The sequence below is a fragment of the Sutcliffiella sp. FSL R7-0096 genome, from assembly GCF_038595065.1.
Classification (GTDB): domain Bacteria; phylum Bacillota; class Bacilli; order Bacillales; family Bacillaceae_I; genus Sutcliffiella_A.
The window spans coordinates 3053697-3066105 of the sequence record NZ_CP152003.1; the positions used below are offsets into that span (position 1 = coordinate 3053697).

The following is a 12409-nucleotide window of genomic DNA, read 5'->3' on the forward strand; positions in this document are numbered from 1 at the left end:
AAAATATTCGTATCCGTTTATTCCGTTTATGCAAAATCTATACATCATTGATATACAACGCTGCTTCTAAAGAAACCTGTGGCTGTATAAAAAGCGGGGTTTTATGAAGCATCTTATTCAATTAATTGGCCATAAGATGAAAAATGAGCACTGATCCTTTTTTTTCAGGATAGCGCCCTATTCTTGAATAACAACTATTTTGATTTAAAGTATATGATTTCAGGATCTCCTTCATCTAAATTTTCAACTATACCACTCTCAATAAATCCGTTTGCATGAAATACTTTCTGCATACTAATATTAGAACGATTAGTAGAAGAAAACACCTTCGTAGTAGGAGATGTACTCATCATATAATCCATCAGTAAGCTAGCATTTCCTTTTCTTCTCTTGGAGGGTGACACAATAATTAGTGATATAAAAGAGCAGTCAAAGAAGTTAATATCGTAAATTAAAAATCCCTCAATATCATCTTCATTTTTCGCAATTATACAGTGTCCTAACTCAATAGCATTCTCAATATAGTCTCGTCTGCTCGTGTTGCCAATAACCTCACAGTCTATATTCATTATTTTGTCCAAATCTTCGTTATTAGCCTTGGCACCAATCTTCATCTTACTTCCCCTTTTTAAGTTTTCTCTCAATCTAAAATTATTCTAGGGTCGCGCCATATTCTGGAAAAAGGGAAGATGCAAATTTATACTTTTACTTATCTGACATCCTAATTGTTAGATCACCCACTGGAGAATAGTATTTCTTCAATAAGGTTTTAAAAATTGAAAATCCTACTGGAAGCTCTAAAAACACCTTTAATAACATCCTTAAGAACCTCACTAATATCTAGTATAGGTATACATGCCATTGAGCAATCAGTTTCGTTAGTGGAGGGAAAAATCTTATATCGTCCACTTATAATTAACAAACCTAAGACACCTACCATTCATTTCAATTTCTTCATCACTTGTTGATATATGCTTAAATCCATTTTTCTCCAATATTTTTCGTGAGGCAATATTGTTAGTCGTTGTCTTAGCTAAAATCTGTATAATATCTTGCTTGTTAATAGTTCTTAATAACAGCTCCAATGCTTTATTAGCAATTCCTTTTCCAGTATACGCTTCTCCCACCCTATAACCGATATAACCAATCTTACTTAATTTATCAATATCTACCAAGTTCATTCGTCCAAGGATTGAACCATTTTCATTCTTAATCAGATAATAATTGGATTCTCCCTTTTTTTGTTCATTCAGTAAGGCTTCATGCCTTATTTTAAAATCCTCCAAACAATAATAATCTTCCCCACGACTTGGCACCATTTTTTCAAAATAATCTCTGTTTTGAAGTTCAAATTCAAATAACATATTTGCATCAGCTTGTTGTAATTTTTCTAAAGTAATTTCCATAATACCTACCTCGCCATTTTACTTATCAAATTATATGAAAACGAATCCTTTTCATGTATAACTTATAATTCGTGATGCATCCTTTCATTTCCTCCCTTCTTCCAAGTTAAGGTCCTAAAATGAAAAATGAGCACTGATCCTTGTTAAAGGATAGCGCCCTTTTAGCAGAAGACTCGATTTCAAGATAAACTTAAAAGGTATTAATTATGATCTTCCGTTAATGCACCCGTTAGCTGGTTTAGCTTAAGTGCAGTTCTTCACAATCTTATTCACAAATTACAACTTGTATAGAATTTTGGTCAATAAAAATACTTGGATAACTATTATAATTATCCAAGCCATTCTCTAAAATTATTTGATTCCCGATTGCATTCCATAATTCCTTAGAATCATACCATTTACTCTTGTCATTCCAAATTTATTATAATAGCCAACCAAATCATCATAGCAACATAAGTCAATCATATATATATCATTCAATTCATTAAGCATCAGTTTTACTAATTCTTTTCCAGTTCCTTTTTTTGTATTCTGGAAGAACTTCAAGAAGTGGAATATAGGCACTAAGAACTCCATCACTTATTGATGTTATAAATCCTACCACCTGTCCAGTCTCTTCATCTAAAGCTACAATAACTTTCCAGCTATTCTCTAATAGTCGTAAATGCGTTTCAGGACTTGGAGGATTAGGCCACTCTACGAAAAATCCTTTCAACTTATCGGAAGTTATACCTTCTAGAGACATCTTATATATCATATAGATCAACTTCAATTTTTTACAATATAGAAAGTTGAGAAGTATCAATTGTAAAGTAACAAACAATTACCTCCTAGCTTAAATGTGCTACTCTAATATATTTCTACATCATAAAGAATTTCCCTTTATTCATATTTATTATTTGCTAAGAGGATCCGTTAAAAGACGGAACCCTTTTAAGTGTATCATTTAAATAAAGTTTGATTAAGTTAACTCTATAAACCTTGATAAAATAGCAAATGCGTGTTTTGAAAAAAGTGATAAAAACACGCTTTTCTATATTCAATTAATTCATTCTTTAAATAAAAAAGTTTGATCATTTCTATGATCCTTATTTCACTAAATGGCCCTTATATATAGTATCATGGTAAAAAATGAGGTTCGATCGAACCTCATTCTATGTTTACATGTTAATAAAGATATGGTTTATTTTAATTGATTTCCTTATAAATTGCGGCCCAATCGACCTTTAATTGTTCCTTCAATTTCTTATTTTCTTCTTCGAGATGCATCATTTTCTTTCGAAGTGATGCAATTATCACATCTTTAGAATGGTCTGTCATGTTTCGTTTTACTTGATTCGGTGAATCTAATTTTTCTTCTTGTTTTCTTAATGTTTCAATTCTCGACCTGATATCGCTGTGTTTATATAAAAATGGTTTTGATACCCCTGATTTTGCTGATACAGAATTAAAATTTATCTTTTCTTTATGTTTAATCATTTCTTTAATGGTACTTTCAACCTTTTGCTTTGCTTTTTGCTGTTTTTCTTCGATACTTCGAAGAAGTGGTTGAGTATTTGGGTTTATATTTGCCATTGTATTTCATCTCTTTCTATATTCAGTTTCTCAATTCTCTTCTTGTTTTAGGAAGTCCATAAATCCCACCATTTTTTATTATTCCATCTCTAATTTCTTTATACTTTTTCAATTTTGGCTGAATAATTTCAATTGATCTATTTCTACCTGATTTTTGATATATCTCAATATCAGATTCCATTTTAAGAATTTGGTCGTTATAGAAATCTAGAAACGTCAGATCTACATGGAAACTGCGGCAATTGTTTTTTATACATGGTGGTTCTAAAGTTTGTTCCAAAAAGTCACAATTATTTTTGGGGCTTTTAATACACAAACCGTGATCTAATCGAATGGAATCCAAATTGTGGCGGAGCCATTCTAACTCTAATCCATTTTCGTCTGCTTGTTTTTCTATACTAGTAGCGATAATTTTGCCACCTGGATTTAATCTTACAGCCCCATTACTTGTGGCTTTTTCCCATTCTTTTCGAAGGGTTGTATCATGAATCTGGGCGTATACCAGTGTCATTTCAGGGCTCACATGAGCCATCAGCTTTTGTACATGTAAAATGTTCATACCGTTATTAATAAGGTTTACTCCATAACGATGTCTAAATGCATGTGCTTTACATCGATAGATATCTCCGTTTTCATCCATTATATTATTTTCAATAGCTAGTTTATTTAAATTATTTACTACATTGTCACGCGAAATGGGCTGTCCTTTTCTTGTACCATGATAGGTTGGAAATAAATAATTTAATGGATTTGTTTCTGAAGTCGATTTTTCCCTTGTTAATTTTTGTTGGGAAAGCACAACCTTAGCTATTTCTTCCGAAATTGGGACCCGATGATTTTTCCCCTTTACTTTACGCTGATCTCCGGTAATCCACCAACCATCTTCTCTTTGAATCAAGCAATCTACTTTCAAAGAACACACATCTGAAATTCTAAAGCCTGATGTCTCTAACAATATTACAACCGGAATAATCTCCTGCGGCAGTTTTCCCATGTGATCAATGATCTGATTCCAAACAAAATCAGATATGTATTTAATTTCGTTAGATGCCTTTGGAGGTAGTCTAGGTTTATCTTCAGGTACAATTAGGATTCCTACAGGCTTTTTGGGAGCTTCATCCCATTCATATCTTTGAATATATACAATAAACGTTTCTAGTACAGATAATGAGCGATGGATGTGATTCTCAGTAGGGGGTTGACCTTTGTGAACGCTATCTCCACCCATTGGAGAGGTTCGCAAATAATGCATAAATTCCTCGATATCTCTCCTACTTAATGAGGTTAAGTCTTGCCAGTTTGGATACTTTTTATAAATATATTTAAAGAATTCTTGCAGCTTTGCCATGGTTTGTATGCCAGAACCCCAGCTTAAACTTTCTTGTATTAGAACACGTTTTTCGATATATCTTTTTGCCAAGTTTTGAAAAGGTCTTGGTACAGAAGTGAAATTTAAAGTGTACCCGCAATTACTGTTATTATAGTCAATACCTAGTTTTCGAACATCCCAAATATCTTTCTCTGTTTCCTTCCGTTGATCATACCAGTCAAAGAAAAATGAATAAATTCGGTTGTATAACTGGAGGTAGCCTTTTACTGTTAAGTCGCTTTTCCCATGTTCAAAAAGATAGGTTTTATAGTGAATTGAAAATTTCCCGTAAGGGATGTCTAGAATAGAACCAATATCAGAATAGAATCTGAAAATAAAATCTTGCAATTTATTAAATGCAGTAGAATTACTCCATACTGTTGCCATATTTATTTCTAAATTAGTCAACCGACTGAAGAAATAATATTTAAATTCATTTCTAATTCTTGGATTCAATGTTTCCTCAAATTTAATTATTGGGCTTTTTATTATTATTTCTTTTTTGTAAAGGGGACAATCTAATGCATCCCATTCTTCGTTTTCCCAATACCCACTTAACTCTTGTAAAATTTGCTCATATCTTACAGCTCTAGCTTGTTGTTCAGTTGCTTTATTTAATAAAATCATTCTTGTCACCTTTCATCTTGTCATGTGCTTTCTGCCACTCTTTTCGTATAGTGACATCGGTGGGATGAACATAAGTCTTAATTGTTGTTTGAACGTTCGAATGACCCAACAACTTTTGGATTATCGATATTTCTACCCCTTGTTCATGAAGCTCAGTGGCATAAGTATGCCTTAACATATGGGGGGTAATATCAATCTGGGTTTTCTTTCTTATACGTTTAATTACATCGAAAGCTGCTTGATAATTTAATGGTTCTCCCTTATTAGGACCAGTTAGATTTATAAATACATGATTGGTATCCGCGTCATGATAATCAATTAGGTAATCTTGAAAAACATTCATTGTATCGCCAGATACATATACTCTTCTTCCTTTGCCGTTTACAGTTTTAGATTCTCGTACTTGAATGGAGGTAGAGCCAATATCAAAGTCCTCGATCCATAAAGATAATGCCTCTCCAATTCTAAGACCGCCTTCATACAAAATTCGAACCAATAAAGCATCTCGAATATTGCTACACGCATCATGAATAGATTGAACCTGATCTTTTGTAAGTGTTAAAACCTCTCTCCGAGGTTCTTTAATTTTTAAAATGTTTTTATCAAGTGGCTTCCCCTTTGATATATGATGTAGAAAGGGTTTGAACGATCGGTAATTCCCAATCACTTGCTTCTTTGTTTTTTCTGATAGATCTTTTTCATAATCTTCAATTCGCATTAAATAATCGTAGAAACTCTGAACGCAAGTCACCATAGTATTAACTGTTCGCTCAGATCTCCTTGCTTTTGTTTGTTGAAATTGAATTACTTTAGTAGATTGATTAGGACTTCTTAGCCAAGATACATACTCCGCCAGAAGGTTAAGATCCACTTCCTTGTACTCTTTTTCTTTTTCGTTTAAAAATTGAAAGTAAAACTTTAAATAATGACAGTATGACTTTAAGGTATTTTCGGCCTTTCCAATGTTATCTAGATATTTAAGAAACCTTAAAACTGGACCGACAGGTTTGTTATCTCCATCAATAAGCAAATATCTTTTTCTGTCATTAATTAAAACCTCTTGCACTTTCATTAACATCACCTCCAAAAACAATAGTGATGTATTTTTGTTTCTCTTTCTATGAAAACTATGTTTACTATATTTATCTACTATATATATGTTGTAAATAAAGAAACAAAAAGGGCGTAGTAATTAACGTTATTAACGTTAATTACTACGCCCTGGTATACTACATATAATCGCCCGATTGTTGAAAATCCACCGATCCTTGCTTATCTGGAGCCTTCTTACAATGTATTGAGCTCTCGTTCTCGTAGTTCAACAAAACTACTCTACTTGTGATACGTAAGTTCACCGTGGTTATTTGAAATGATCCCAGCCTATTTTCCGTTTGTATATGTGAACAATGAGTTGGTTTTCTTTTCCAATTTATCTCTGTTCTAAAGATTCCATCATTTATCGTTATTCCGAAACCATTCTTCAAAATCTTCTTCCTTACTTTTATCGGGAGATGTTCTTCTTGTCGAAGTAATAGGATTCTTCTTATCTAGTGTTTCTGTTGAACCAATCGGGCTTTTTCGCATCATCCATCCCAATGCAATAAGAATGATTGCAAATAGCGGATATTGCGCACTATTTGCCATATAGAAATTGAGAATGTCGTACTCATTTCCACTTACGGTTAACTGGTTGTTTTCAAGCATTTCCGAGATATAGTTATGGTTGTGGTACAATGCCCAAGCTGTATACAGAATTAACCATCCGGCAATTGAAAATAATACAAAACTGAAAATCGAAAACGGTTTATTATTATTCAATTATTTCACGCTGCCTTTCTTCTTGGCCCTCATTATTGATCAAAAACAGATTTCCGGCATTTAGTCCCCAAATCTCGTCGGCAATCGATGTGACTTTTTTGGAGTGGGTAACAATGATGACACATTTCCCTTCGTCACGGGCAAGCGATGTAAAAATCTTTAAAACGTCTGCCTCCGTGTCCCGATCCAAATTACCGGTAGGTTCGTCGGCAATTATAATATCTGGGTTGTGTGACAAAGCACGGGCAATGCCCACACGTTGTTGCTCTCCACCAGAGAGCTTCAATATTTTTCGGTCTGCTGTATCCCTGTAGATCCCTACTTTTTCTAGAAGTGCATAGGCAAAAGCTTTTTTATCCTTTTCTTTTCTTCCGCTAATATTCATAGAAAGGACAATGTTTTCTACAGCAGTTGCATTTGTAAGCAAATTAAAGCTTTGAAAGATAACACCAATGCTTTTGGCTCTGTAATCATCTCGATCCATTTTTTTAAGACTGGTAGCCCCGAAAAGTATCTCTCCGTTCACGCAGACGTCAAGCCCTGATATAAGAGACAATAAGGTCGATTTTCCTGATCCTGATTTCCCGACAATTGTATATACCTTCCCACTATTGAATGATAGATTTATATTTTTTAAGATGGTTTTTTTTGTTCCTTCATACTTGTACGATACGTCTATTAATTTTAATACTCTCATCGGTTATCCCTCCTAATTTCTTTCCATCAGTATTTTGATTGGCTCGTATTTCGTGATCTTTCTTATCGACACTAGACCTGCTAGGGAAGCGAGTAATAGGGCAATGCCGATAACTTGCAGCATCGTAACAAAGCTAAGCGAAATTTCAATATTTTTTAGCGGTTCCACATCCGGACTGGATTGGCCTCCCATCATACCAGCTCCATTTACGACCATACCAGGGCCGCCAACTGGGGAAGAAGTCGTTTCAACCGCTTCAATTTGATGTTCAAGCAAGACATTCGTTACTGGCTGGGCAACTAACGTTCCAATTCCGATGCCAAGCACTAGGCACAGACATGTGATGAGTAACATTTCAGACCAAAGGCCAAGCGCCACCTTATGCTTTTTCATCCCCATTGCACGAAGCACACCGATCTCGTACTTACGCTCTCGAATGGCGATAGAGGATAAGAGTGAAATAATGATTCCTCCAAAAATTAAGACAATCACCATAAATGTAATGGATATACTTTTTAACCCCTCAACAGGACCGACAATTTTGTGATAGCTCTCCGAATCCGTCGTCACGTCAAAAATTTCGTCCAATCCTTTTGCATATACTTCTTCTGCAAAAGCGTCGAGCATTTCAGGATTTTTCAGATAAAATGTTGCATGAATATTAATACCTTGTAGTCCAGGCTTCATGGCAGCTACCACTGTTTCATATGAAGTTAGGACTTCGTTCCGTCGGTTATTAAGTGCGTTTTGTTGGACTCCAATCGGATATTCCGCCGTTGCATCATAATAAGTGCCGACAATCGTTAATTCATAATAAATATCCGTAATGTTCCCCTCTGTATCTCTAAGCTCTGAACTAAAGGCGAGGGTATCACCAATAGAAAAATCATTCAGTTCGGCAAGATCCGTACTAACAATCGCTTCGTTTTCGTTTTCAGGCGCACGTCCTTCGGCAATTTCGCGAAGTCCTTCCGAGAATTCCTTATACATATTTCCAACTAATTTCATCATAAAAAATGTCGGCTCTTCGGTAGAACCCATGCCGATTTTTGCTCCCCCGCCGCCGAGTTCTTCATCAACAACCGTAATGTCATCGCTATTCACATTAGCGGAAGAAGTATAAACGCTCTCTTGCAAATAGTCAGATTTACCAAATTCTACATACTGTTCAGGCGGGATAACCGGAGGCGCCACTCTTACGCGACCGCCTGAGCTTTGTTCTGCCATTGCCTTTTCACGCATCTTTTCCATATTTGGTACTAATCCGATTTCAGCGGCAAACCGGTCTTTATAATCGTCGATGATCCCGCTAGTGGTATCGTTAATCATAAGTGTTACTACTGTGGCTATGATGATGACAAATATACTTGCACCAATCAACATATTTCTGCCTTTGTTCCGCATAATATTACGAAACGCGTTTTGTAAAATATACATACATTGTTCTCTCCTTTTTAGTTGGTTAACTTGTACATGGATTAGTATAAAAGCGGAACCTTTAATGGACCTTTAATGAGGAAAAAAAAATGGGACAGTGTACCTGTCCCTTAATCCCCTATTCCTGCAGGTGGGGTTTCACTCCAAGTTTGACCCCCATCTGTTGAATACATCTTTTTGCCGTCTATTCTTTTCACCATTACACCATTTTCTTTATCACCTAAACCGCCACCTCCTTCTCCATTTCTCATTATGTAAGTGTTGCTTTCATCCGTGTTAGGATTGTTTGAGGTAGATTGAATGAATAAAAGTAATGCAGATAATCCTACTATTACTAAAAACAGTAATACGACAACAAATTTCAGGGCATTTACACTGTTCAAATGGAATCCCTCCGTTCTAGGATTTTTTGTTACATCCTCATTGTATGGGCCTGACCTTTAATGAACCTTTAATAGGAAACAGTAAGTTTATTTTTATAGAAAATGGGAGGGGGCCAGTTCTTATAAATAATCCATAAAAAAACTCCGGTTCCCATTCAACCGGAGTTTTTCTTAAGTTGTTCAATTTAGTTTTAATTCAAAAGTAAATGTCGTACCGTTTTTTGTACTTTCCACATAGATGATGCCACCTGAGCGTTCAATGATGGCTTTAGCTATGGATAATCCTAGACCATACCCACCCGTTTCTTTTGATCTCGATGGATCACTGCGGTAAAAGCGATCAAATATTCTTGTCATTTTATCTGCAGGTATCCCTTCCCCACTGTTTGTAACAGAGAATACGGCATGGTTTTTTACTTTTTTCAATGAAATATCTACCTGCCCCTTTTTATTCGTATACTTAGCTGCATTATCCAGTAATATTAATATAGCCTGCTGAATTCTCTCACTATCGCCTTTTGCAACTATATCTGGTTCTATCGTCTGGGTCAGGTTTATCCCTTTTTCAAATAAAACAGCTTCCATAGAAGCGATGACATCTAATACAGTATTGCTGATTTCTAAAGGTATTTGATCTTCATAGGTGTCCTCCACCTTGGCAAGGTATAACATATCATTTACTAGTTTTCCCATTCGTCCTGTTTCGGATTGAATATAGTCAATCCACTTCTTTTGACTATTTATTGTATCTTGCCCGTTTGCAAGCAAGGCGTCTGTATTCGCATTAATAATCGCAAGAGGTGTTTTTAGTTCATGGGAAGCGTCAGCGACAAATTGCTTTTGCTTATCCCAGCTTTCTTCAATCGGACGGATAGAACGATTGGCAAAATAGAAACTGATACCGAATAAAATAAATAGCATCGCGATTCCTACAAAAAGAAAGGTGATGAGGAGTTCTTTCAGCGTGTTGCTTGAATCGGTGATATCTAAATATTTTATCTGATAATAGTCGTTAAAATTGTTAATTTGTTCATTGCCATTAAAGCGCAGGATCTTTCTATTTCCCAGTTGCGATATCCTATATTGCCACTTTCTGTTTTCCAGGTTGATTGTTCCATCTTGCTTTCCTGCACTCCATGTTTTTTCAGCGAATTCCTCAAAAACCTCACTTGGTAAATCAAGATAGGATAAGACTTCTTTTACCTGTCCATCCTTATCAACTAAAAGGGCAAATGACTGTGAATATTCAATCGGAATCCTTACAACCATTTTCGAATCAGGATTATTTTGTTGAAAAGGAGCATGCCGTAAAGCCGCTTGTGATAATAACGGGATAGATTCTAATTTGTTTTGGTTTTCTTTCTGTATATTCGTGTACGTGATAATGTAAATGGCCCCAAATGCAGTAATCATCACTAACGAAATCATCATCATATTAAGTAATAGCAATTTGTTTCGCAGTTTCTTAAACATCTCTTATCCCAGCCTCTGCAACGGTAAGAACATATCCCGTACCGCGTATAGCTTTAATCCTCACAACGGAATGTAGTTGCGACAATTTTTTTCTTAAAAAAGACACATATACTTGAACATGGCTACCCTCTGTCTCCGATTCATAGCCCCATAGTTTTTCTATTATTGTGTTTGTAGGAAGTATCATTTTTTTGTGCTTTAAAAGAAGCTCCAACAACTGACCCTCCTTTAAAGTCAAATGATAGGACTTGTTCCCACACCACAAATCAAGCTTTAGCGGATTATACTCAAGATCCTCAAATCGTAAAATATTGTCATGGATCAGTTCACCCTTCCGTCGTCCTAGTGCCCTTAACCTTGCCAATAACTCATCTGTTTGAAATGGCTTTGCTAAATAATCGTCAGCACCACTGTCAAGCCCCCGTACCTTATCCTCCGTGTCACCCTTCGCCGTAAGCAAAATGACAGGAGTCGCGATACCACTATTTCGCAGTTCCCTTAGCACACTGATCCCATCAAGCATCGGCAACATAATATCAAGGACGATCATATCATAAATACCGGACATGGCACAGTCGAGGCCATATTGACCGTCGTGGGCCAAATCTATACTATAATTATTCTTCTTAAGCACCTGTGCGATTGCTTCTGCCATACGGCGCTCATCTTCCACTAATAAGACTCTCATCTTGCACACCTCTTTATGAAACGTATCCTATTGCCAAAACGAGGCAAGTTACGCCTCTATGTTAATTTTAATGTAACCTTTTGGGTGGTAATCAATGGATATATTATAACCTTTGAACCTTAAACGAAACTTTAATTGGTTTTATGTTCCTATTGCGATGCAGGAGATTCTGTCAATACCATTTGTAACTCTTCGATTTGATACGAATATTCTTTAGCCTAACTTATTGATTATTCGCATTCTAATATTTCCATCACTTATTCGAGAATAATGTCCAGATACACAAAAGACGCGTTTCTCAATACAAACTCCCTTCTGAGGATAAAAACTTTGAGTTTAGCCTTTATTGTAAAGAATTTAAAATTTCAATCTTGCTGAAGCAATAACTCTATAAATAAAATCGTTGTATTAACTAATGTAGATATTAAAGAATGGAGAAGAGAAAATGTATTGTAAACAACTCAAGTATTACCAGCGATAGTTCATCCTACTAAATGTTGCATGCGCACACTTACAACAACATCATTCTCAAATACATCCAGCCCACACAAATATCGTTAATCATACGAATGTACAGAATCAACATTAGCAAATCAAACAACCGGTCAAGATATTTATATGGGGCATGGACCAAGTGTAGCAGGTGCGTATATGCCGGGAGCAATGCCATGACAGGTAGCAGGTGAGTATATACCAGAGCAAGCAGCAGGTGCTTATTCACCCATGAAGCCAGCAACAGGTTATGGTGGTGCTTGTTGTCATTCAAGTTATAGGAAGGGATTTTTTCGTTAATTCATAACTTCTTAATGGAAAAGGTCGAGTAGGCTCATGATGAAATACTTTTGTCTACTCGACCTTTTTCAAGCGAGATCACTAAATGACCCCTTAAATAATATATAGCACAATTCTTGCTACAGAATTGCGCTATATATTATA

Annotated in this window: 12 protein-coding genes and 1 pseudogene; all 13 read right to left on the reverse strand. The window is 35.6% G+C overall.

The genetic code is table 11. The features are described from left to right. Positions 1 to 194 precede the first annotated feature (194 nt). Positions 195 to 614, reverse strand: coding sequence for a GNAT family N-acetyltransferase (locus tag MKY77_RS15665; RefSeq protein WP_339146766.1), 420 nt, complete (start codon positions 612 to 614; stop codon positions 195 to 197). Positions 615 to 896: 282 nt separating this feature from the next. After that, entirely contained in the window at positions 897 to 1406 is a 510-nt protein-coding gene (locus tag MKY77_RS15670; protein WP_339146767.1) for a GNAT family N-acetyltransferase, read from the reverse strand. Between the two features lie 351 nt (positions 1407 to 1757). Continuing rightward, a pseudogene (locus MKY77_RS15675) lies at positions 1758 to 2163 on the reverse strand (GNAT family N-acetyltransferase). Between the two features lie 431 nt (positions 2164 to 2594). Continuing rightward, positions 2595 to 2981, reverse strand: coding sequence for a DUF6262 family protein (locus MKY77_RS15680; RefSeq protein WP_339146265.1), 387 nt, complete (start codon positions 2979 to 2981; stop codon positions 2595 to 2597). A gap of 22 nt (positions 2982 to 3003) precedes the next feature. After that, the gene (locus MKY77_RS15685; RefSeq protein ID WP_339146267.1) at positions 3004 to 4977 is read right to left on the reverse strand and encodes a tyrosine-type recombinase/integrase; all 1974 of its coding nucleotides are present in this window, start codon (positions 4975 to 4977) and stop codon (positions 3004 to 3006) included. Further along, entirely contained in the window at positions 4961 to 6049 is a 1089-nt protein-coding gene (locus MKY77_RS15690) for a tyrosine-type recombinase/integrase (RefSeq protein WP_339146269.1), read from the reverse strand. Before MKY77_RS15690 ends, MKY77_RS15685 begins: the two co-directional genes overlap by 17 nt. A 380-nt stretch (positions 6050 to 6429) precedes the next feature. Then, entirely contained in the window at positions 6430 to 6795 is a 366-nt protein-coding gene (locus tag MKY77_RS15695) for a hypothetical protein (RefSeq protein WP_339146768.1), read from the reverse strand. Next, positions 6788 to 7492: an ABC transporter ATP-binding protein gene (locus tag MKY77_RS15700; RefSeq protein WP_339146769.1), complete on the reverse strand. Its 705-nt coding sequence runs from the start codon at positions 7490 to 7492 to the stop codon at positions 6788 to 6790. Before MKY77_RS15700 ends, MKY77_RS15695 begins: the two co-directional genes overlap by 8 nt. Positions 7493 to 7504: 12 nt before the next feature. Continuing rightward, positions 7505 to 8929: an FtsX-like permease family protein gene (locus MKY77_RS15705; protein ID WP_339146770.1), complete on the reverse strand. Its 1425-nt coding sequence runs from the start codon at positions 8927 to 8929 to the stop codon at positions 7505 to 7507. Positions 8930 to 9039: 110 nt separating this feature from the next. After that, a complete protein-coding gene (locus MKY77_RS15710; protein WP_339146771.1) occupies positions 9040 to 9312 on the reverse strand; it encodes a hypothetical protein in 273 nt (90 codons plus the stop codon). A gap of 180 nt (positions 9313 to 9492) precedes the next feature. Next, entirely contained in the window at positions 9493 to 10785 is a 1293-nt protein-coding gene (locus MKY77_RS15715; RefSeq protein WP_339146772.1) for a HAMP domain-containing sensor histidine kinase, read from the reverse strand. Next, entirely contained in the window at positions 10778 to 11473 is a 696-nt protein-coding gene (locus MKY77_RS15720) for a response regulator transcription factor (protein ID WP_339146773.1), read from the reverse strand. The genes MKY77_RS15715 and MKY77_RS15720 overlap by 8 nt, the downstream gene beginning before the upstream one ends. Before the next feature lie 511 nt (positions 11474 to 11984). Next, entirely contained in the window at positions 11985 to 12209 is a 225-nt protein-coding gene (locus tag MKY77_RS15725; protein WP_342515377.1) for a hypothetical protein, read from the reverse strand. Positions 12210 to 12409: the final 200 nt, after the last annotated feature.